Source organism: Arthrobacter sp. TmtSoilC79 (genome assembly GCF_059739405.1).
On sequence record NZ_AP046051.1, the window covers coordinates 2,652,066 to 2,672,912 of the forward strand.

19 protein-coding genes are annotated in these 20,847 nt (G+C 60.7%); 11 read left to right on the forward strand and 8 right to left on the reverse strand.

The genetic code is table 11. The features are described 5' to 3' along the window. Positions 1 to 53: 53 nt before the first annotated feature. Positions 54 to 1,835: a helix-turn-helix domain-containing protein gene (locus tag AC6JA3_RS12215; protein WP_026540390.1), complete on the forward strand. Its 1,782-nt coding sequence runs from the start codon at positions 54 to 56 to the stop codon at positions 1,833 to 1,835. Positions 1,836 to 1,864: 29 nt separating this feature from the next. Here AC6JA3_RS12215 and AC6JA3_RS12220 read toward each other — a convergent pair whose 3' ends face one another. From AC6JA3_RS12220 to AC6JA3_RS12230, 3 genes are read right to left on the reverse strand one after another with little or no spacing between them, the layout of a single operon-like run. Next, a complete protein-coding gene (locus AC6JA3_RS12220; protein WP_026540389.1) occupies positions 1,865 to 3,235 on the reverse strand; it encodes an MFS transporter in 1,371 nt (456 codons plus the stop codon). A 39-nt stretch (positions 3,236 to 3,274) separates the two neighbouring features. Further along, complete coding sequence (locus AC6JA3_RS12225; protein ID WP_497920634.1) at positions 3,275 to 4,687, reverse strand: NAD-dependent succinate-semialdehyde dehydrogenase; 1,413 nt, start codon at positions 4,685 to 4,687, stop codon at positions 3,275 to 3,277. Next, a complete protein-coding gene (locus AC6JA3_RS12230; RefSeq protein ID WP_035760622.1) occupies positions 4,684 to 5,934 on the reverse strand; it encodes an iron-containing alcohol dehydrogenase in 1,251 nt (416 codons plus the stop codon). The genes AC6JA3_RS12225 and AC6JA3_RS12230 overlap by 4 nt, the downstream gene beginning before the upstream one ends. A 266-nt stretch (positions 5,935 to 6,200) precedes the next feature. Between AC6JA3_RS12230 and AC6JA3_RS12235 the strand changes: the two genes are divergently transcribed. Next, entirely contained in the window at positions 6,201 to 7,202 is a 1,002-nt protein-coding gene (locus AC6JA3_RS12235) for a LacI family DNA-binding transcriptional regulator (RefSeq protein ID WP_026540386.1), read from the forward strand. Here the strand turns inward: AC6JA3_RS12235 and AC6JA3_RS12240 are convergent. Both AC6JA3_RS12240 and AC6JA3_RS12245 read right to left on the reverse strand, forming a co-directional pair. Continuing rightward, a complete protein-coding gene (locus AC6JA3_RS12240) occupies positions 7,199 to 7,984 on the reverse strand; it encodes an SDR family NAD(P)-dependent oxidoreductase (RefSeq protein ID WP_051421489.1) in 786 nt (261 codons plus the stop codon). The genes AC6JA3_RS12235 and AC6JA3_RS12240 overlap by 4 nt on opposite strands. A gap of 5 nt (positions 7,985 to 7,989) precedes the next feature. Next, complete coding sequence (locus tag AC6JA3_RS12245) at positions 7,990 to 8,844, reverse strand: sugar phosphate isomerase/epimerase family protein (RefSeq protein WP_347783481.1); 855 nt, start codon at positions 8,842 to 8,844, stop codon at positions 7,990 to 7,992. Positions 8,845 to 8,993: 149 nt separating this feature from the next. Here AC6JA3_RS12245 and AC6JA3_RS12250 point away from each other — a divergent pair, with 149 nt between their 5' ends. Both AC6JA3_RS12250 and AC6JA3_RS12255 read left to right on the forward strand, forming a co-directional pair. Continuing rightward, positions 8,994 to 10,337 carry an MFS transporter gene (locus AC6JA3_RS12250; protein ID WP_202900149.1) on the forward strand — a complete coding sequence of 448 codons (1,344 nt, stop codon included), beginning with the start codon at positions 8,994 to 8,996 and terminating at the stop codon, positions 10,335 to 10,337. A gap of 110 nt (positions 10,338 to 10,447) precedes the next feature. Next, entirely contained in the window at positions 10,448 to 12,241 is a 1,794-nt protein-coding gene (locus AC6JA3_RS12255) for an FAD-dependent oxidoreductase (protein WP_238324861.1), read from the forward strand. Here the strand turns inward: AC6JA3_RS12255 and AC6JA3_RS12260 are convergent, their stop codons facing one another. From AC6JA3_RS12260 to AC6JA3_RS12270, 3 genes are all read right to left on the reverse strand, one after another. Beyond that, positions 12,242 to 12,883, reverse strand: coding sequence for an ROK family protein (locus AC6JA3_RS12260; RefSeq protein WP_497920144.1), 642 nt, complete (start codon positions 12,881 to 12,883; stop codon positions 12,242 to 12,244). It abuts the gene before it with no gap. Positions 12,884 to 13,035: 152 nt separating this feature from the next. Continuing rightward, positions 13,036 to 13,185, reverse strand: coding sequence for a hypothetical protein (locus AC6JA3_RS12265; RefSeq protein WP_155854071.1), 150 nt, complete (start codon positions 13,183 to 13,185; stop codon positions 13,036 to 13,038). Between the two features lie 101 nt (positions 13,186 to 13,286). Beyond that, on the reverse strand, positions 13,287 to 13,523 hold the full coding sequence (locus tag AC6JA3_RS12270; RefSeq protein WP_497920145.1) for a hypothetical protein: 237 nt from the start codon (positions 13,521 to 13,523) through the stop codon (positions 13,287 to 13,289). A gap of 205 nt (positions 13,524 to 13,728) precedes the next feature. On the opposite strand from AC6JA3_RS12270, the gene AC6JA3_RS12275 reads away from it, so the two are divergent. The 7 genes from AC6JA3_RS12275 (at position 13,729) to AC6JA3_RS12305 (ending at position 20,785) form a co-directional block, all read left to right on the forward strand. Beyond that, on the forward strand, positions 13,729 to 14,625 hold the full coding sequence (locus tag AC6JA3_RS12275; RefSeq protein WP_051420746.1) for a MurR/RpiR family transcriptional regulator: 897 nt from the start codon (positions 13,729 to 13,731) through the stop codon (positions 14,623 to 14,625). A 23-nt stretch (positions 14,626 to 14,648) separates the two neighbouring features. Beyond that, positions 14,649 to 16,076 (forward strand): alkaline phosphatase family protein, encoded by a 1,428-nt coding sequence (locus AC6JA3_RS12280; protein WP_026540380.1) that lies wholly within the window; start codon positions 14,649 to 14,651, stop codon positions 16,074 to 16,076. Positions 16,077 to 16,122: 46 nt separating this feature from the next. Continuing rightward, on the forward strand, positions 16,123 to 16,995 hold the full coding sequence (locus AC6JA3_RS12285) for a carbohydrate ABC transporter permease (protein ID WP_051420745.1): 873 nt from the start codon (positions 16,123 to 16,125) through the stop codon (positions 16,993 to 16,995). Beyond that, positions 16,953 to 17,840 (forward strand): carbohydrate ABC transporter permease, encoded by an 888-nt coding sequence (locus tag AC6JA3_RS12290; RefSeq protein WP_202900148.1) that lies wholly within the window; start codon positions 16,953 to 16,955, stop codon positions 17,838 to 17,840. Before AC6JA3_RS12285 ends, AC6JA3_RS12290 begins: the two co-directional genes overlap by 43 nt. Before the next feature lie 2 nt (positions 17,841 to 17,842). Beyond that, entirely contained in the window at positions 17,843 to 19,153 is a 1,311-nt protein-coding gene (locus AC6JA3_RS12295; RefSeq protein WP_026540378.1) for an extracellular solute-binding protein, read from the forward strand. A 61-nt stretch (positions 19,154 to 19,214) separates the two neighbouring features. Continuing rightward, positions 19,215 to 20,186, forward strand: coding sequence for an ABC transporter ATP-binding protein (locus AC6JA3_RS12300; protein WP_497920146.1), 972 nt, complete (start codon positions 19,215 to 19,217; stop codon positions 20,184 to 20,186). Continuing rightward, on the forward strand, positions 20,183 to 20,785 hold the full coding sequence (locus AC6JA3_RS12305) for a histidine phosphatase family protein (protein ID WP_051420742.1): 603 nt from the start codon (positions 20,183 to 20,185) through the stop codon (positions 20,783 to 20,785). The genes AC6JA3_RS12300 and AC6JA3_RS12305 overlap by 4 nt, the downstream gene beginning before the upstream one ends. Positions 20,786 to 20,847 lie beyond the last annotated feature (62 nt).

The window sequence follows — 20,847 nt, forward strand, 5'->3', positions numbered from 1 at the left end:
TATGGGCGCGCATGTCATGGCACAACCAAACACCTCCCGCGTAGAATCGCGGTATGGATGAGGCAAGCAACCGGCACTTCAGGGCTCCGGAAGATACCGAGATACTCAACGCCACCACCGAAAGCTCAAGGGATCTGGCAAGCGTGCGCGACCGCACCCTTATTCTGAAGGGAATCCTGCGACGCACCCGCACCCTTTTGGACGCCGACATGGCCTACCTCAGCCTGAACGACCTTCCCTCCGGGGAAACGTACATCCACGTAACCGACAACGTACAAACCGAGGCCTACCGAAATATCCGCATGCCCTTGGGCACCGGCGTGCTGGGAGCAGTTGCGGCAGGCGGCTCGACCGCTTCGACGCTTGACTACCTGGCGGATCCAAATATGAATCACATTCCCACCATCGACCAAGTGGTCGCCGTCGAAGGCGTCAAGGCGATCGCCGGGGCACCACTCCGGGTGGGTGGCCGGATCGTCGGCGCACTCCTCGTCGCCCATCGATCGCCGGCGAGTCTCCCTCCGGCCGGGGAACGGGCACTTGAGCACATGGCCGCCCAAGCCGCCATCGCTCTTGAACAGACGCGCCGCGGCAGTGAGATCATGCAGCTTCGGGCACTGATAGGAAGCACGACTACCAGCAACGAGGGCCGCACCCGGGAACTGCAAGCAATGCTCGCACTCGATGAGCGGCTGATGGGGAGCATGGTGGCCTCCGTCAATGCCGAGGGAGTCGTAGCTGTCCTCGAAGAGGCCACGGGCCGGCCACTGGGCCTGTTTGATCCAACAGGACGTCACCGATTCGGCTCGGTAACCCTGACCAAGTCCGCGTTTGAAAACTGGGGTGTGCAATCAGCAATCAACACATCTCTCCACGGCGCGGGCGCAGCAACCGTGCGCCACAAAGGCGAGGTCTACACCGTCGTGGCAGTGGCGGCCGGCAAGGAGCACCTGGCGACGTTGGTCATGAACGGCACCGCAGGCAAGGAGATTGCCCTTCTTGAGCGGGGTTCGGTTTTCGTGAGCGCAGCGCTTCTCTTCGAACGCACACTTGTGGACGCCAACAACCGCGCGCAATCAACACTCATGGAAGACTTGCTTGCCAGCCGGACAGAGGACCAGGCGCAAGCTGTGAGAGCCAGGTTCGTTACCTTCGGCCTTGAACTGCGCAACGATACTGCCGTACTGGTCATCCTGGTCGATCCTCCGGTACGCCACAGCGCACTTGCAACCGTTCAGCAAAGGCTTCGTAGAGGTCCAATGCTCGTCTCTACGCACATAGGCCATATCTGCGTGGTCACGACGTCGAGCGGCGAAGCGTTGGCCAGGGAGATGGACCAGATTCTGCACCAGGAAGGGATCCGTGCAGTCATAGGCCACGCAACATCCACCAGCGGCAGCATCAGCGGCATCCGTGAGGCCCACGACGAGGCCTCAGAGGTTGTTACGGCAGCAAAGGAACTCGGCTGGAGGCGAGGATTTGCCGACCTCAACGATCTGGGGATTGCCGGAATTATGCTCAGCCACGACAGCGCTTCAACTGCAGCGAGGATTGTGGAAAGAACCCTCGGCCCTGTCCGGGACTATGACCGCGCGCATCGAACGGAACTCCTCGGCACGCTCTGGTCTTATCTCGAGTCCGGGAGCAGTCTTCAAAGAACGTCCTCACAACTTCATATCCACCAGAACACCGTCAGGCAGCGACTCGAGCGGATTGACTCCCTGCTCGGCGCCCAATGGCGCACGCCGTCACGTCGCATAGACGTCCACTTCGCGCTTCGGCTGTGGAAGTTGGCTCCACCAACGTCAAAACCGGACGCCGTCCGGGGCCAGTGACCCGGACGACGCCCGCTTTGTTGAAGGTTCTAGCCTGCGCTGGCGCGCACCTCGGTTACTCCTGCATCTTTCTCGTCTTCATCTTCAGCGGCAGCGAGACGTCGCTCCAGCCTTCCGAGGGTTTCCGGCGCAAGCATCGTCGCCACCACAGTGATGATCCCTATCCCGCTGAAGTAGAGGATCACCCACCCCGGCTCGCCATTTCCGGCGTTCAGCAGGGCCACGGCCACCAACGGTGCGATGCCACCAGCCAGAACGGAACCGAACTGATACCCCATGGACGCTCCGCTGTAGCGCAGCTTAGTGGAGAACAACTCGGAGAAGAAGGCGGCTTGGGGACCATACATGGAGTTGTGGAAGACGGCTAGCCCGATGATGATTGCGAGCGTTGCCAGCAGTGCGCTGCCCGTATCCGTCATGACGAAGTAGAGGGGGAAGAACAGGAGCCCGCCGATTGAACCAAACAGGTACAGGGGTTTGCGACCGATTTTGTCAGAGAGGATCGCCCACAGCGGTACGGCAAAGACACCTATGGCTGAGGCGATAAGTACAGACAGTGTGCCCTGGTTGGCGCGCTCGGGCCCAAACGTCCTCATGATGTAGACCACCGAGAACGTTGTGTAGAGGTAGAAGGCGGAGTTTTCTGCCAATCGCATGCCAACAACCAACCAGATTCCCTTGGACTCCTTCTTCATGGCTTCGCCGAGAGGCTTCTTAGAGGTCTGTTTCGTCGCAACCAGCTCTTTGAAATCGTCAGAGTCCTCAAGCTTGGCCCGAACCACCAGCCCGACGACGATCAGCACCACACTCAGCAGGAACGGAACTCGCCAAGCCCAGGCGTCGAAAACCTCAGCAGGAACGGCGGACTTGACGATCAGGACGCTTGCGTTGGCAAGCAGCATCCCGGCCGGGACGCCCATCTGCGTGAAGCTGCCGAAGAATCCGCTGCGTCCCGCGGGGGCATGCTCAATGGAAATGACAGCGGCACCAGCCCATTCGGCACCAGCACCGAATCCCTGCAGAAGTCGCAGGACCGTCAGGAGAATCGGGGCCCAGACTCCGATTTGGGCGTATGTGGGAAGCAATCCCATGGCCAAGGTGGCAAAGCCCATGATGAGAAGTGACAGTACCAGCATGGGCTTACGGCCGATTTTGTCACCGAAGTGGCCCGCGAACATGCCACCGAAGGGCCGTGCGATGAAGCCAACGGCATAGGTCACAAAGGCCAGGAGGAGTCCCGTCGCAGGGTCCTGCTCAGGAAAATAGAGTCGACTGAAGACGCCGGTAGCGGCGAGCAAGCCGAAGATGTAGTAGTCGTACCACTCGATGGTGGTGCCTGCGAAGCTGGCTAGCGGTACCCGCCAAGCCGTCGTCGTGGTTTTACTGTGGGAGATCGTCATTGGTCTTCTCTTTCAGGTGGAAATGTCGGGAGCCGCTGGCTACCAATCGAGCGCGATGTACTTGGTTTCGGTGAAATCGAGCAGGCCCTGATGAGCCCCTTCGCGGCCGAGGCCGCTATGTTTGACTCCGCCGAAAGGTGCTGCAGGGTCCGAGACGAGGCCTCTGTTGAGGGCCACCATGCCGCTTTCGATGCGTTCAGAGACCCTGAGTCCGCGTCGGAGGTCCTCGGTGAACACGTAAGCGGCGAGGCCGTCGTCGGAATTATTGGCAGCGACAATGACCTCATCTTCGGTATCAAAAGGGATGATCGAGGCCACCGGCCCGAATATTTCCTCATGCACCATGCGGGCCTCCAGCGGTACGTTGGTCAGAACGGTAGGCGGATAGAAGAATCCCGGACCGTCAAGGGGATTACCTCCGGTGAGCAGTTTGGCACCTTGGCCGACAGCGTCGCGGACCAGCGAGTCAACCTTCCGGACACTGGCCTCATCCACGAGCGGTCCAACCTCGGTATTGTTATCGGTGCCCGGGCCAACGCGCATTTTCCTCATCCGATCGGCAAGCCGACGGGCGAACTCATCATGGATGCCACGCTGGACATAGATGCGGTTTGCTGCTGTGCAAGCCTGACCGCCGTTACGCATCTTAGCGATCATGGCGCCGTCGAGTGCCAACTCGAGGTCCGCGTCATCAAAAACCAGGAACGGAGCATTGCCGCCCAGTTCCATTGAGCACTTGAGCACGTTCCCGGCCGCTTCCCGCAGCAGGTGGCGACCGACGCTGGTGGAACCTGTGAATGAGAGTTTGCGGACCCGGGAGTCAGCAAGGATCGGGGTGACTACCTCGTTTGTCTTACTCGTGGTGATGACGTTGACCACGCCGGCCGGAGTGCCGGCGTCGATCATTATCTGGGCGATAGCCAAGGCGGTCAGCGGTGTGAGCATTGCCGGCTTCAGCACTGTGGTGCAACCAGCCGCCAACGCGGGGGCCAGTTTCCTCGTGGCCATGGCGGCCGGGAAGTTCCAGGGGGTGATCAGCACGCAGACACCGATTGGCGGGTGCTGGACAAGGATCCGGTTTGACCCCGACGGCGAGACGGACACGTCGCCGATGATCCGGACCGCTTCTTCGGAGTACCAGCGGAAGGACTCTGCGGCATAGGCCACTTCTCCACGCGCGTCTGCAAGGGCCTTGCCGTTCTCAAGGGAAATCAAGTGGGCCAGCTGCTCGCTGCGCTCAGACATCAATTCGAAGCAGCGGCGCAAAATCTCCGCCCGGCGCCGCGGTGGGGTGGCCGCCCATTCAGGAAAGGCTGCAGCCGCCGCGTCAACTGCAGCGGTACCATCTTCGACGTCAGCGTCGGCAATGTCAGTGATAACCGTTTCGTCGGAGGGGTTGATCACCTCGACGGTGTTCCCGCTGCCAGCGTGCCGCCAAGTGCCGCCAATCAGCGGATGGTGCGGTAGCCAACAAAAGCTGCATGAACAATGGAGTTCACGGCTTCGAGGTCCAGAGGTACGGGATTGTTGTCGATGAGCCGTTTGGAATTCAACGACAATGCGGCGACGTGGGCGAGGTCGCTTTCCTGCAGGCCGATATCCTTCAGCGTCGCGGGCAGTTCAATGGCAGCGATGACCTCATCGATGGCTTCGACACCGGCCAGGGCGGCGTCGCGCTGGTCGAGTTCGCCGATGTCCCGACCCAGGACCTTGGCGATCTGCGCCAGCTGAGGTTGGATGGCTTCGAAATTATGCCGAACAACGTATGGCAACAAGAGGCCGACTCCTACGCCGTGGGGTGTGTGGGTCATTGCACCTACCGGGTACTGGATAGCGTGCGCCGCGGCAGTTCCTGCATTGCTGAGGACTACCCCTCCGTAGAGGGCTGCCAGCATCATCCCGGCCCGTGCTTCTTCGTTTTCCGGGTCTTTGTAGGCCGTCACCAAGTGGCGTCCAACCAAGCCGATGCCGTTCAGGGCTATCGAGTCTGTCAGCACGTTTTTGCCGACTAAGACCCGTTCATTGGCCAGCGCGGCAGTGGGCTTGCGGGTAATGGCAGTGAACGACTCGACCAAGTGCACGAAGGTGTCTGCGCCCGTGGCGGCGGTGAGGGAGGGCGGACAGGAGTATGTCAGCTCGGGATCGCACACGGCGGCAAACGGGATGATGTGCGGGCTCGATATGCCCATCTTCATTCCCAGGTCGGGGTCGGAGACCACGGCGATTGCCGTCGCTTCAGACCCGGTGCCGGCAGTGGTGGGAACGGCGATGACAGGCTTGGTGGGACCGGGAACAGCGAACTCGCCATAGTAGTCGCTTGGCTTGCCGCCGTGCGTCAGTAGAACGGACACAACCTTTGCCATATCCATGCAGCTGCCACCGCCAAAACCAACAATGACATCTGTCTCTTGACCATCGAGCTCCTCTACACATGCCAGGATGCCAGGAGTGGGCAACTCGGCCTCAGTATCCCCATATACTCGCACCGTCAGGTCCCGGTCCTTCAGAATCCGGACCAATGCCTGGAGTTCCTCCGAGAGGGCCAATCGAGGGTCCGTGCATATGAGGACGTTCGTTCCGAATTGGGCTGCGATATCAGCGACGGCGAAACGCTGCCCGGCGCCGACAACGACTGTCCGGGGCAGCCGAAGGACGCCGAAAGTTGCGGGACTTATACCCGCTGCGTGCGCACACGACATTGTGTTTAACTCCTAGAGAAGGGACGAACGACGGCCATTAGGGGCGCCGCGTGTCCCAGCATTCCAGAGCCTTATGGCTCCAGCCATGTACCAGAAAGCCATAAATTGTTCCACTGCATGTGGCCACCTGACATGTGCGCGGGCGATGTACGGCTAATCTCCCCACGAACTTTCCAAGAACCGCTGCGGCGCGCCACCTCGCAGCGCTAGTCCGCTATGCGGTTGGATTTACCGATCGACCAGGATCGGTGAAATACGATGGTGGAATGGTAACCAGCGTTGACGTGGCCCGTCATATGGGATTGTCGCAATCGACGGTGTCGCGCGCTCTTCGGGGGCATCCGTCCGTCGCTCCGGCCACGAAAGCGCGGATTCTGTCGGTGGCGAGGGAGCTTGGGTACGTGCCCGATGCCGCTGCCCGCATGATGGTGACAAGACGGACCCACGCCGTTGGGGTGGTTGTTGCTGACCTGACCAGCCCCATCTACCCGGTCATTGTTGAGTCCTTGCAAAACAGGCTTCTCGAGCGTGGGTATCGGATGGTCCTCATCAGGGATCCGGACATCTCACCTGATCCTGACGCTGTTGACGTCCTTGACACTGCAACGGTCGACGGCATGATATTTGTCTCAGCACGTGAGTCTTCCGCCGCCGTCCGCAGGGTGTTGGAGCGCGGGACCCCCGTGGTGTTGCTCAGTCGCGACGATACAACTGTTGAGGTCGAGGCAGTACTTGCTGATGACCGACGTGCCGGCGAGATCGTCGTCGCCCATCTCGAAGAATTGGGGCACAAGCACATTGGTGTCCTGACCACGCTGCGAGATCGTTCCAATGGGCGGGACCGTGAGGACGGCTTCCGGGCGGCCATGGAACGGCGAGGGCTGCAGATTCGTGAAGAGTGGGTTCGACATCTTCGGCTCACCCATGATGAGGGTGTTCGGGCCGCGCTGGAATTGCTGAACAGCGGCGATCGGCCCACGGCCGTCTACTGTGTGACGGATGCGTTGGCCTTTGCCGTCCTGGATGCCGCCGCGCAATTGGGAATCAGTGTTCCGCAGGATCTTTCCGTGGTGGGGTTTGATGATTCCGGTCCGGCGGGATGGGCCTTCATCAACCTCACCACTGTGCATCAGCCGATCCCGGAAATGGCGTATCTGGCAGTGGACCGTCTCGCTGGGAGGATTGAAGGTGAGCCCCCCAGCGAAACGATGAAGACCGTCTTTCCGGTCCGCCTGCAGATTCGAGCGACGACGGCTCCTGCGGTTTAGGCGGTGTTGCGGCCGCCGCTGAGGTCCAGGGTCTGTCCCGTCATGTAGCTGGCCTCCGCGGAAAGCAACCATGTGGCCAGCGCGGAGAATTCTTCCGGCAACCCGACTCTGCCCATAGGAACCTTGGCGAGAAGTTGGGCATTTCGTTCGGGGCTCAGGTCCTGAAGGAGCCGGGTTTTCATCATGGAGGGTGCGATGGAATTGACCGTAACACCATAGGGGGCCACCTCTTTCGCCGCCGTTTTCACCAACGCAACAAGGCCGGCCTTGGACGCAGAGTAAGCCGCCTGGTGCGGATTGCCTTCACGCGCGGATATGGATGAAAGGATGGCAATTCTGCCATAGGCCCGGCCGGTGAGGACCGGCAGGATGCTGGCAAGGCCGTGAAGGCAGCCGTCCAGATTTATGCTCAGGGTCCTGGCCCATCCCTCTGCCGGCATGTCCGTCACGGAAACCTCAGGTCCCTGTACGCCGTGGGCAAAGAGCGCCCCGTCGATCCTGCCGTACCGCTCCAGCAGGTCCTTCACGATGTGGTCCCAGTCCTGCCTTTGGGTGACATTCAACGCCATGCAGTTGGACGGGCTGCTGCCGTCACCCCGGCCGCCGGCAGAGACGTCGGTGCAGACAACTTTGGCACCTTCGCGTGCCAGTCGGTCCGCCGTGTCAGAGCCGAGTCCACCTGCGGCACCGGTCACCAGGATCACCTGGTCCTGAAAACGGCCAGGCCAATAGGTCTCCGGCGTGGCGATCCGGGCTGTTGCTGCTTGGGTAAGTTCGCTCATAGTGTTCACTTCGCTTCAGTTTTCGGGGAGGTTCGAGTCAGCGTCGCAGCTGCCTCATAGAGGTGTTGAAGATGCGCAACTGTGCCGTGCGCCTCGACAGCCAGGACGTCCGGGACTTCTACGCTGACCGGCGTATCCGGGAAAAGATCCAGTATCTCCCTGAGGGGGAAGACACCTTCCCCGGGGGCCAGTCTCTTTGAACGGGATTCGATCTGCCGCCGGGATCCATTGACGTCCTGGCCCAAGGGCATGGCACGAGGGACCGGCAAGTCAGGGGTGTCGGCAGGACCGTCACAGAGTTGAATAACAGTCACGGCCTCCGTCGGCAGATGTTGCAGTTCCGCAATCCGACCGCCGGCACGCACAAAGTGCAGAATATCGAGCATGATCCCGCAACCGGTTTGCTTTACAAGGCGTCCCGCTTCGGACACGGATGAAAGTGGCTGGTATGAAATGGGCTCAACGGATGGCCGGATCCCGAATCCTCTGGCATCCTCAACCAGCGCGGAAAGACTATCCCGTAGTCGTATGGCGTCCGGATCGCTCCCGATGACGTTAAGAACGCTGGCCCCCAGTGCTGCCCCCGCCTCAAGGACGGGCGCCCACTCCGCACGGCCTCGGTTCCCATCGAGGGTGAATACCTCCACGTCGCGTACAGCTACTCCCCTGTCAGCGAGTCGGTCCAGCATCCGCGCAGATAACTCTGAGCCAGCGGCCATCGGGTAGGTCGATTCGCCCTTAGTGGCAGGGAAGACACGAACGCCTACGGAGGTAAAACCGGCATCAGCCGCAGCGTCCACCAGTTCGGGCGGACTCAAATGCAACGCTGACAAGTGGGCCAGACCAATGGTTCTCTTCATAACTTCCGTCCTGCTCAATAGATGTTTGACCGCGATCCAACGATGCGCGTATGATCAAAATCACTAAATGACTACGTAGTCATTAAAGCACTCATCCCGCTCGCCAGCAAAGATGCAGCCGAGCTACAGAAAGGTTGCGGTGAACCGCAATGACGAGTCCCCAAACCCCCAACACAGTGAGCGTCACAGCCATGGGCACCCCTATCCCTCCCCGGGCAGCGGTGAATGCCAAGGCTGGCCGCCGCGCAGCACTGGCCAGCACAGTAGGCGCCATCGTCGACTGGTACGACTTCTTCCTCTACGGCACGGCGGCCGCCGTTGTGTTCGGCCCTTTGTTCTTCCCGTCCGACAACCAAGTCGCCGGCTTGCTGGCCTCCATGGGATCCTTCGCCGTCGGATTTTTGTTCCGCCCGTTAGGCGGGGCCATCTTCGGGCATTTTGGTGATAAGTACGGTCGCCGCACCATGCTCTTCATCACCGTCATCATGATGGGTCTCGCCAGCACTGCTATCGGCTTGCTTCCCGGTTATGCCGCAATCGGTGTAGCAGCACCCATCCTGCTTGTGACCCTGCGGGCCATCCAAGGCATCGCCGTCGGCGGGGAATGGGGAGGCGCGGCCCTGATGGCAGTGGAAAACGCGCCGGCTGGCAAACGAAACTTCCTGGCCACCGGCGTCCAAATCGGCTCTTTCGTCGGCTTGCTGCTCGGCACTGGCGCATTCTCATTGGTTACCGCCATGACCACCCCCGAACAGTTCCTTGCCTGGGGCTGGCGGCTGCCATTTGTGATCAGCATTCTCTTCGCCCTCGTCGGTCTCTGGATCCGAGCCGGGGTGCCGGAATCAGCCGAGTTCGCCGCCACCAAACAGGAGCACAAAGCCGCTCAGGCTCCTCTGGCAGAAGCTCTCAAGACCAGCCCCAAGAAGATCCTGGCCGTGATCGGCATGCGAATGGTGGACCAAAGCACCTTCTACATGGGCTTCACGTTCTCGCTCGCCTACGTCAAGAACTTCACCGACACCCCAGCGTCCACTGTTCTAACCGCTTCCATGGTCGCCATGGTCCTGGCCATTCCTTTCCTGGCGTTCTGGGGTCGGCTCGCTGACAAGTTCGGCCGGAAATGGTTCTACATCATCGGTCCACTGGCCGCAGCGCTTTCAGCTGCCCCATTCTTCGCCGCCCTTGAAAGCGGAAACCTTTTCCCGATGATCCTTGGCTTTGTCGCACTCATCAATCTTGGACACAACATCTCCACCTGCGTTCAGCAGACCTGGTTCACCGACATGTTCGATGTCCGGATCCGATACAGCGGTGCCGGATTCGCTTATGCACTGGCCGGCGCCGTGGGTGGTTTCATCCCCCTGATCGCTACTGCCCTCATGGCCAGCAGTGGCAGCTGGATTCCTGCGGCAGCACTCCTTGCAGGACTCTGCCTCATCGCACTGGTCTCAAGCCTTTGGTCTTACAAATGGGCCAACAAGGAACACCACTAGCTCAAGCAGCACGCAGTCCCTCCCAGCAATAGACCGGAAGCAGGTGCCGGCCAGGAATAGCCCGCACCTGCTTCCCCGTCCGTCACTAGAAAAACGAAGGCCAAAACCGAGTGAAGACCACCAGTATCAATGAAACAAGCACAACGCCACGCTCTACCTTGGACTGCGATGTCCTAGTGATCGGATCGGGCGCCGGCGGGCTCTCGGCAGCGGTCACAGCCGCGTACCACGGCCTGAAAGTCATTGTTGTGGAAAAGGCGGACGTCTGCGGCGGTGCCACAAGCTGGTCCGGGGGCTGGGCCTGGACCCCGGGAAACCCCTTGGCCAAGGCAGCCGGAATCCACGAGGACCGCGAATTGTTCCGAACCTATCTCCGGCACCGGCTCGGTAGAAGCTACAACCCGGAAAGGATCGAAGCATTCCTGGAAGCGGCACCTCACATGGTTGGCTTCTTTCACAACAAAACGAGCCTCCAGTTCGTCGCCGGGGCCAAGATCAAAGACATCTACGGGCAAACCCCGGGCGCGGGAAGCGGAAACCGCTCCGTCGGCCCCAAACCCATCAACGCCCGCAACATCAAGCCGGAGCTACGAGCCAAGGCACGCCACCAACTCTACGAAACATCATTCCTGGGCATGGGCATCATGGCCGGACCCGACCTCACCAAATTCCTCTCCGCATCCCAAGGCAACATTGGCGGACTGCTGCATGCAACCTGGCGGGTAGGACTTCATATCCTGGACCTGCTCGTCCACCGCCGAAACATGCAACTCGTCAACGGCACAGCACTTACCGCCCGGCTCCTGAAGTCAGCTGACGACCTTGGCGTCGACATCCGCGTCTCCACCCCCGCCAAACGTCTCCTCACCGATCAGTCAGGAAAGGTCAGTGGCGCCGTCGTAAATTCACCCGACGGCAGCTGCACCATCAACGCATCCCGTGGCGTCGTACTCGCCACGGGCGGCTTCCCCAACGACGTCGCCCGCCGTGCCCAGCTGTTCCCCAAGACTCCCACCGGTGAAGAACACTGGACACTGGCTCCCAAGGAAACCACTGGAGACGGGATCACCATGGCCCAAGCCATCGGTGCCAGGTTCGACACCGACCTTGAATCGCCCGCAGCCTGGTGCCCCGTCTCGCTGGTTCCCTACCGCAACGGCCGGACAGGAACCTTCCCCCACATCATGGACCGGGCAAAACCAGGCAGCATCGGTGTGCTGCGGAACGGTCAAAGATTCGTCAACGAAGCCAACGGATATTACGACTACGTTGAAGGAATGCTCCACGCCACGCCCGAGGGTGAACCGGTTGAAGCCTGGCAAATCGCGGACGCTGAATACGTGCGCAAGTTCCCGCTTGGAATGGCCAAACCACTGCCCGTACCACTGTTCCCTTACCTTCGATCGGGCTACCTGAAAAGAGGCGACACCATCGAAGAACTGGCCACCGCATGTGGCATCGATCAACAGGCTTTGGCTCAAACCGTGGCCCGATTCAATGACAACGCGCGCAAGGGCATCGACTCCGATTTCAATCGGGGAGCCACCGAATTCAACCAATACGGCGGGGACCCCAAGCACACCCCCAACCCATCCCTCCGCCCACTGGAGAAAGGACCCTTCTACGCCGTCAAAGTGCTCCCCGGATCCTTCGGAACGTTCGCAGGCCTCGCCACCGACCCCCGCGCACGCGCCTTGGACACCACCGGCCAACCCATTAACGGACTCTACGTCGCGGGCAACGACCAAGCCTCCGTCATGGGTGGGCATTACCCCGCAGGAGGCATCAACCTGGGCCCCGCACTAACCTTCGGCTACATCGCCGGACGTAACTTGGCCGGCGTCACCGGCTATGAAGATGACAGAGAGCCGGCTCTTGAGAACAGCAAGGGGAGCCAGCAATAGCTACGGGCTCAGGCCATATGCGCCCATTCGAGATCGAGCCCCTTCGGGCCGCAGAGCGGCTAAACGGTTGTGAAGAACGTTGAGAACAGAATGAGTCCTCCGCCGCCCAGGAGAGTCATGGGATCCTGCGTGTCGGCAAAGAGGACGGTAGCCGGCTGCCCCTCGGCCGAGGGGCAGCTTTGTCATCCAAGCCTGAATGGCTGTACGCATGGTTTCCCCTCCGCCGCAAACGTCGCCGTGCATGATGTAGGTTCCAGAGCCGAAGACTTCTTCGTTGTTGGCCATTCCAACGGTCAGATTTCGGGCATAAAGATCCAATAATTCCGCTGCGGCAGCGTTTCCCTTGGTGGACAACGCCACCAAGGCGGCTGAGTCCATGGAATCGGCTTGAGGCAGTTGCAGTTCTGCTGCCGGGTCCCTGAGCCACCCGAGGGTAGCGACGGTTTCCCAACAGCCTTGGCGTCCGCAGCGGCAGGGTGCTCCGTCAAGCTGCACTGTGGTGTGTCCGGATTCGCCACCTGCGCCGTCCTTCCCACGGACTATGGCTCCCTGGTAGACAATTCCGAAGCCCAGGGCTTCGCCCGTGTAGGCGGAGGCAAAGTCCTGCAGGTGCCTGCCCAGGCCAAACCAGCGGTCTCCCAACGCCTGAACTCTCGGATGGTGATCAACGAGGACCGGGACACCTTACCGTTCCCTGAGTTGGGGACCGACCTCGAGTCCATTCAGGCCGGGCGTCAGGTGTATAGAGATGATGGTGCCCGTGCGGGCGTTGACCATGCCCGCCGCGCCAACACCTATGCCGATGATTTCCGCCCGACGAAACACTCATCAGCGCAGTCTTCAACGGCGGCCATGATGGTCTCCGCAGCAGCGTCCCGCCGGTAGGCCCGGGAAGCTTGAACCCGGATGGTACCGTCGATGCCCATCAGCGCAACCGTGCCCACGGCCAAATCCTCCAACTCCGACGCCAGAATCCCGGCACGCCTGCCGACGCCAAACCACCTGGGCAATAGACCCCCATCCGCAGCCTGCAGCAGTGAACCGGCTAGTTGGCGGACAGTTCGCGGTAGAGGACTTGGACGCGGATTTCGGTGTCGTCGCGGAACAGGCGCATGCGTTCCATGCCTTCAATGCCACGTTCGGAGGGCTCGTCGGTCTCCCGGATTTCGAAGCGCTTCCCGGCAAGTCGGTGGACTTTGGCTTTGGTTCGATGACGGTGTCGAGGAGCGTCACTGACCGGTTTGGTTCTGCGGAAACGGCTGGTAGCACTGAGCTCCTGCACCAGGTTCCGTCACCGTCATCCTGAGGAGCCAGGCCCCCCTAATCAGGGGACGGAAGTCCCGGCAGCGGGCCATTTTTCCTGCTCAAAGAAATGAAATTTCAGTTAAGGCCACGTTCACCTGAAATTTCATTGCAATGACTGTGCGCCGTATGTACTCTGTGATTTAGAGGCGCCCACAAGTCGTTGGGTGCCAGGAGGAGTGAGAGTGTCGGAACAGTTGGAGTTTTTGAGCGAGTGCGAGATCGGGGCGGGTGAGGTTGCTGCCCGGTTGCGTATCGTGTTCCCGCAACTCAGCACGAGCGATCGACGTATCGCCGATGTGTTGCTGACCCAGCCTGCCGTTGTCGTCCGTTCGTCCGTATCGGAGGTAGCTGAACTCGTCGGGGTGTCAGCCGCGACGGTCGTACGTGCTTGCCGGCGGTTCGGGTTTGAGGGATTCCAAGATGTAAAAATCTCGATCGCGCAGGATTTGGTTCGAACGGGGGAGGCTGAGGCGGAGGGCCCCACTGGCCTTTTGGATGAGTCGGCCTCCTCGGGTGAAGTCCTTCGGCGAATCTTGGGTGCGGGTTCGCAAGGGCTGGCCGATGCTCAGATGACCGTGGATGAAGAGCACTTCATGGCCGCCGTCGAGACGTTGGCACCCAGCCCGCAGATTCTGTTCCTTGGCGGGGGCTCATCGAGCTGCGTCGCCGCCGATGCGGCGTACTGGTTCACGGCGATCGGGAAGCTCGCGTTCGCGCCGAGCGACCCGATGAGCCAGCATCTTGGGGCGCGGCATCTACCGGCGGGCGGCGTCTGCGTCGCTATCAGCCATTCGGGCGCGTTTAAGCAGACTGTCGATGCCGCCCGGATCGCGAAGGAGGCCGGCGCCACCGTTATCGCGGTGACGAGTTTCGCAAAATCGCCGCTTACAGAAGTTAGTGATATTGCGTTGGTTTCGGGCGGCAGGTCCCTCGGCTATCGCTTGGAAGCATCGGCTGGACGTCTCGTTCACCTAACCGTTGTCGACGCGTTGCGCATTGCCGTTGCGTTGCGGCGCGGACCGGTGTCATTCGAGGCACTTGACCAGATGGCAGACATCAGCAAGGGGCAGCAGCTATGAACACGGGTACCAGACCACTGACGATGGTCCTTGTCGTTGACGGACTGCGTCCAGACCAGATCCATCCTGACATCACGCCCACAATCTCAGCACTAAGCTCCGAGGGCCGCTGGGTGGAACAGTCGTTCAGCTCGATCCCTACGGTGACACGAGTGAACGCCGCCAGCCTGGTGACCGGGTGCTACCCGGCAAACCACGGGTTGTCTGGTAACTATCTTCGGACTGCGGACGGGAAATCGGCGGTCAACACACTGGAGGCTGATTTCGTCTCGGCGGTAGGCCTTGAACCCGAGGAGCTCTTACGCGTAAAGAGCCTGGGCCACCGCCTCGCCGAGGCAGGGCAGACCCTGGCGGTGGTGTCCACGATCTCATCGGGTGGCGCGCTCGTGCTAAATCCTGGCGTGGAGCTCGGCCATGGAGTGACCTTGTCTTTGCGCCCGGGGCCCGACGGAAGCCACGCACAACCGGCATGGGCCAACGACGCCCTTCTGGAGAAGATGGGCCCGGCGCCGAGCCTTCGTGATGGTGCAAGTACCGCCGAGCTCGTCGACTATGCGGTCGACGCGAGCGTGAATTTTGTGTTTCCCGAAGTGGATCCAGATGTGCTCGTATGCTGGTTCGTCGAACCCGACAAGACACAGCACGGGTTCGGAGTCGGCTCCCCGGAGGCAAGATCCGCTCTCACTCACTTGGATGCCGCGATCTCCCGCCTCTTGGAAGGCGCGGAGTCATTCGCGGCAGGACGTGACCTGACCGTATTCGTCATCTCGGACCACGGATTTGCTCGCACCATCGGTTCGATCGATGTCGCCGAACGCCTCAGAGAGGACAGCATCGACCTGACCGGGGTGACGATCGTTCCCACAGGACTTGCGATGGTGTGGTGCGAAGAGATTTCGACGGCCCATCGCATTCAGGAATGGGCGGACCAACAGCCATGGCTTGCCGGCTGCTTCCTCGGCAAAAGGCTACAGGAAGGCAGCGAAAGCGGCCATTTCGCTTTGGATCTCCTGCGTTGCCACCCGGCCGATACGGCCCCTGACCTCGTGCTCGCACCTTTGTCGGCGGAGGCACCCAACGAGTTCGGCGTCCCAGGCGTCCACTATCTCCTCGACGGCTCCGCGGGCAAGTTCCACAGCGGCCATGGCAGTTTGTCTCCCTACGAACTGCGCTCAACAATGATCGTTCGTGGTCCGGGCGTGCAGGGCACGGGACCATCCAAAGTGCCGGCGGGCATCGTCGATGTGGTTCCTACCATCCTGAGCCTCCACGGCGTTGGCTCCCCGGGGTGCGATGGCCGGGTGCTGCGGGAACTGTTCGATGCCTCTGCTCCGGAACCCATCGTCACGGCTCGCACTCTTCGCAGTAAAGCGCACACCAAACACGACCTTGAAATGTCGATCCTGGAGGTGAACGGACATGACTACATCACCGCATTCAATATCAGCTAGACCTCGAATCGTGCCTACCGTCGAGCATCCGGTAGGCAGGCGCCGCATGAGCCGGACCCGGATCGGTCAGCTCTTCGTATTGCCGACACTGCTGTTCCTGTTGGCCTTCGCCATCATTCCCGCAGTCGCAAACTTCACGCTGTCATTCTTCGACTGGAGCCCTCTGCGACCGGCATTCGAGTTCGTTGGCATCGACAATTACGTCACGGTGCTCCAATCAAAGGGCTTCATCTCCGCGCTGGGGAATACCGTCATCTACGCCATCATCACGGTACCTGTCTCCATCGCACTTGCCTTACTGGTCGCCGTGGGAATCATGGGTCGCCTCCGAGGTGCGGGCGCATTGAAAGCGATCTACTTCATGCCCACAGCAGCAATGCTGGTCGCGATGGCGGTCGTGTGGCAGTTCATTCTCGACCCGAGAGTCGGTCTGCTGAACGAGTTCCTAAGCTGGTTCGGGATACCACCCACGGGTTGGCTGCTCAATTCATCCACAGCGTTGCCGTCAATCATTGCCTTTGGAATCTGGCGGCAAACGGGCTACATGATGATCCTCTTCCTCGCAGGCCTCGCCGCCATCCCACGGACCGTCTACGAAGCCGCTGCCCTGGATGGCCTGCACGGTCTCAAGCGTTTCTGGCATATCACCTGGCCGATGCTTGCCCCTACGACGACGTTCGCAGGAATTATCGGCACCATCGCCGCAGTGGAACTATTCGATGCTCCCAAGATAATGACTGATGGAGGCCCGGCTGGTGCAACGACCACGCTATCGATGATGATCCAGCAGGAAGGCTTCACCTACTCCTCCTTCGGCACCGGGGCCGTCGTTTCTCTGGTCCTGTTCATTCTCACACTGGCCATCACCGCCGTGCAGTGGACGATCTCACGCCGCAGCCCTATGGCTGGACCGCAATGAGCGCCGCACCTTTCGGTCGGAACATACCGACCCGCCTACTAGGGGCCCTGACGTCCATCGGGTTGTGGATAGGCGCTGCCATCTGTCTGCTGCCGATGGTCTGGATGGTGGTCTCATCCCTTCGACCACGGTCTGTCGCACCGAACCAGATCTTCACCGGGCTTGATCAGCTCACCTTGGAGAACTACCAGAATGTGTTCGACCGCGTCCCGATCTTGCAACTCTTCGGCAATACGATCCTCGTCTGCGCTGCCGTGTTGATTTTGCAAATCGGCATCGGAGTACCGGCCGCCTACGCGCTGGCCCGCATTCGGTTCAGGGGTAGCCGACTGATGTTCTGGCTCGTCATGCTCACACTGATGGTCCCTAGCCAAGTCACAATACTCTCTGTCTATATCGGCTTCGCAAACCTCGGTCTGGTCAACACCTATGCCGCGCTGATCCTGCCTTTTGGGATGAGTGCCTTCGGGGTCTTCCTCTTTTACCAGTTTTTCCGTGGCCTACCGCACTCGCTGCTCGACGCAGCGAGGGTCGACGGATTGTCGGAATGGTCCATCGCGTGGACCATCGTTTTCCCTCTTGCACGTCCTGCAGTGACCGCCTTCGCCATCTTCAGCGTGGTCGGCCGCTGGAACGACTTCTTCTGGCCGCTGATGATGACTCAAGGCTTCGGTATCGCTCCGATCACTCTTGGGATCTCCTACTTCGCGGACGCCGAGACCGGTCGGGATTACGGGGGCCAGATGGCCCTATCGACCCTCGCTGTTTTACCTCTCCTTATCGCATTCGCCTTCGCCCAGAAACGCTTTGTCGAAGGAATCGCCCTTACCGGATTGAAAGGCTAGACATGAAATCCCAACCCGCCTTCGCGGCCTTAGCCGCCATACTGGCCGCCGCTGGCCTCCTCACCGGGTGCAGCAGCACTCAGAATTCGGCTCCAGCCAAGGACGCCTTCGCACCAGGCATCGAGGAGCCTACCACGGTGAGCCTCTGGTACACCTACCCAACTCTCTTCGACGGAACCATCGCCAGCATCGTCAAAACCTGCGAAGCCAAGGTCAAGAACCTCACCATCAACGCCCAATCAGTCGGCGCCGACTACAACGAACTCAACCACCGCGCCCAGACTGCCATCGCGTCGGGAAACGGGCCAGACATCACCCTCGAGGGTATCGGCAACGTCGAACCCCTCTCCGACCTTCCAGCGGTGAACAATCTAACCGATCTGGTCGATAACGGTTCAGACTTCGCAGGACTGGACTCCTTCCTGCCCCTGGCCAAAGCGGGCAACGGCGTCCAAGTCGGCGTTCCCTACGCCGTCAGCGCGCCGGTACTGTACTGGAACCGTGAGCACTTCAAGGCAGCCGGCCTGGACCCCGATAAGCCGCCAACCACCATCGACGAACTGCTGGCCGACGCTGCCAAACTCGCCAACCCGGGCACGGGCCGTGTCGGGTTGAGCATCGACTATGCACTCTCCAACAACTTCTCCGTGCCGACCATCATGGCCAACTCCGGTGCCACCGTCGTCAAGGACGGCAAGCCCGAATTCGCTTCGGATAAATCAATCGAACTGCTCTCCAAACTCTCAAAGGGTGTGAAGGACAAATCTGTCGGCGTTTACGCGGACAACTCCCAGAGTACGCAGGCCTTCGACACTCAACAGTCATCGATGCACATCGGGAGCATCGCCTCTCTGCCGCAACGGTTGAAGAGCCTTGGGCCCATATTCAGTACCACCAAGGTCCCCCACGCCGCAGACTATTCAGGTGACTACACAGCCTTCGGATCCGGAGCCATGTGGGTCATGTACTCCCAGTCCGACGCAAAGCGGCGAGCCGCCGCGGAAGCCCTCCGTTGCTTTGCAGGTCCTGAGGCCACCAAGCTCCCCTTCATCAACAGCGGTTACCTCCCCGGCAGCACAAGCGCCCTCGAAGATCCTGACGTCCAGAAGCTGCTGCAAGAACAGCCAGCACGACAGGCCGGAATCGACGCCATGAAGTCCCTGGCCAAACTACCGGCCTTCGGGGGGCGGGACGGAGCACGCGCAGCGGATGCCTTCCGAGACAGTTGGGTTCTCGGATTCGCCGGACAGAAAGACCCGGCTGATGTCCTCAATGAGGCCAAGGCCGAGATCGAGGCCCTCAATGTCAAGTAATCCATCGACTGCTGCGGTCAGTATCTCCGGGCTCACTAAAAGTTTCGGGCACGGTACCCCTGTGCTGCGCGGAGTCGATCTGGAGGTCCAACCGGGTGAATGCGTGGTCTTTCTCGGACCATCGGGGTGCGGCAAGACCACTCTGCTGCGCTGCATAGCAGGCCTCGAAGAACCTACCGAGGGGCACATCCTGTTCAACGGCACCGACCTCACCAAAGAGCAACCGCAGCACAGGCCAGTCGGGCTCGTTTTCCAGGACTTCGCTCTGTATCCGCACAAGAGAGTCCGAGACAACATCGGACTCGGACTACGCGTGGGCGGACTGCCGAAAGCGGAAGTGCGGGAGCGCGTGGAAGAAGTCGCACGCCTCTTGCAGATCGATCATCTGCTGGAGCGCTATCCTCGCGAACTCTCGGGCGGACAGAAACAGCGCGTCGGCATCGGCCGCGCCCTGGCAAAAGAACCCAAAGTTCTTCTCATGGACGAGCCACTATCCAACCTCGACGCCAAGCTCCGCTACGAGATGCGCAACGAGATCGAAGGCCTGCGCGGTCGTCTCACCGAAACTGCCATCATCTATGTCACCCATGACCAGTCAGAAGCCATGAGCCTGGCGGACCGGATCATCGTGATGAACAAAGGAGTGATCGCGCAGGAAGGCTCCGGACGCGATATCTATCTCTCGCCCGCTGACCGTTTCGTAGCGGAGTTCGTCGGAAGCCCACCCATCAGTTTCCTCACCCTGCCCGACGACCGGGTTCTCGGGCTCCGCTCTGAAGCCGTCCACCTTGGACATCCAGTCGGAACGGAAGAGCTGGGGGCCGGCCACCTGCTGGGAAGTGAACACTTCGGACACGAGATCCTCGCCAGATACCGCACGGCGTACGGAGAACTGACGGTCCGGCTGTCGGCGGATATCGAACACATCCCGGACGAGACACCCATCTCCTACACATCGCACCTTGCCTTGTGGTTCGATCAGTCCGGCAACAGGGCGAACTCTCGTCAGGACGCTCTGGAGCTACGATCATGACCGGGCGACTCGCCCTCCTGATCCGCCACGCCCAATCAGTGTGGAATGCCGAAGGCCGATGGCAGGGCCGTGCCGATCCGCCCCTCACCGCGGAAGGGCTGCAGGTGGCACAAGAAGCCGCGCCCCTGCTGCCGAGAATCTTCACCCAAGTCCTCTCATCACCGCTGCAACGAGCTGCCCAGACAGCACACGCACTCGCCCAGGAGCTAGGTATCGACGCCATTGACTCCGATGCACGACTCGTCGAGCGGCACCTGGGAAGCTGGGAGGGCCTCACCAAGGACGAGGCCCAAAAGGCATTCGTCGATGACTGGACACGCCTGACCACCGAGGCCATCGACCCCCCGGAATGGGAATCGCCCGCCTCGGCCGTGGCGAGAGTTCATCAGGCACTGACCGAAGCCCATGGGCAAGAAACAGGGCCTCTGCTTGTCGTAAGCCACGCAGGCCCGATCACGTGCCTTCAACAACATCTCACCGGCGGCAGCGCCGAACTCACGAACCTCGAAGGAATCTGGGCCATCATCGAACCCGAATCCATAACCCTCCTCGGTAGACAACGCTTCACCACTCAACACACCACCACCGGGTTGCTGTAACAGAGCAGCGCAGAAAGAAAATTATCAAAACAGCGACAGCCTCCTCGGGCCAGCGACCATCG

Excerpts from the sequence above, each read along its gene's own strand:
- AC6JA3_RS12280 (WP_026540380.1), top strand. The coding sequence starts at position 14,649 with ATGGTCCTTGTCGTTGACGGACTGCGTCCAGACCAGATCCATCCTGAC.
- AC6JA3_RS12235 (WP_026540386.1), top strand. The coding sequence starts at position 6,201 with ATGGTAACCAGCGTTGACGTGGCCCGTCATATGGGATTGTCGCAATCG.
- AC6JA3_RS12305 (WP_051420742.1), top strand. The coding sequence starts at position 20,183 with ATGACCGGGCGACTCGCCCTCCTGATCCGCCACGCCCAATCAGTGTGG.
- AC6JA3_RS12240 (WP_051421489.1), bottom strand. The coding sequence starts at position 7,984 with ATGAGCGAACTTACCCAAGCAGCAACAGCCCGGATCGCCACGCCGGAG.
- AC6JA3_RS12215 (WP_026540390.1), top strand. The coding sequence starts at position 54 with ATGGATGAGGCAAGCAACCGGCACTTCAGGGCTCCGGAAGATACCGAG.
- AC6JA3_RS12245 (WP_347783481.1), bottom strand. The coding sequence starts at position 8,844 with ATGAAGAGAACCATTGGTCTGGCCCACTTGTCAGCGTTGCATTTGAGT.
- AC6JA3_RS12230 (WP_035760622.1), bottom strand. The coding sequence starts at position 5,934 with ATGTCGTGTGCGCACGCAGCGGGTATAAGTCCCGCAACTTTCGGCGTC.
- AC6JA3_RS12285 (WP_051420745.1), top strand. The coding sequence starts at position 16,123 with ATGAGCCGGACCCGGATCGGTCAGCTCTTCGTATTGCCGACACTGCTG.
- AC6JA3_RS12295 (WP_026540378.1), top strand. The coding sequence starts at position 17,843 with ATGAAATCCCAACCCGCCTTCGCGGCCTTAGCCGCCATACTGGCCGCC.
- AC6JA3_RS12220 (WP_026540389.1), bottom strand. The coding sequence starts at position 3,235 with ATGACGATCTCCCACAGTAAAACCACGACGACGGCTTGGCGGGTACCG.
- AC6JA3_RS12250 (WP_202900149.1), top strand. The coding sequence starts at position 8,994 with ATGACGAGTCCCCAAACCCCCAACACAGTGAGCGTCACAGCCATGGGC.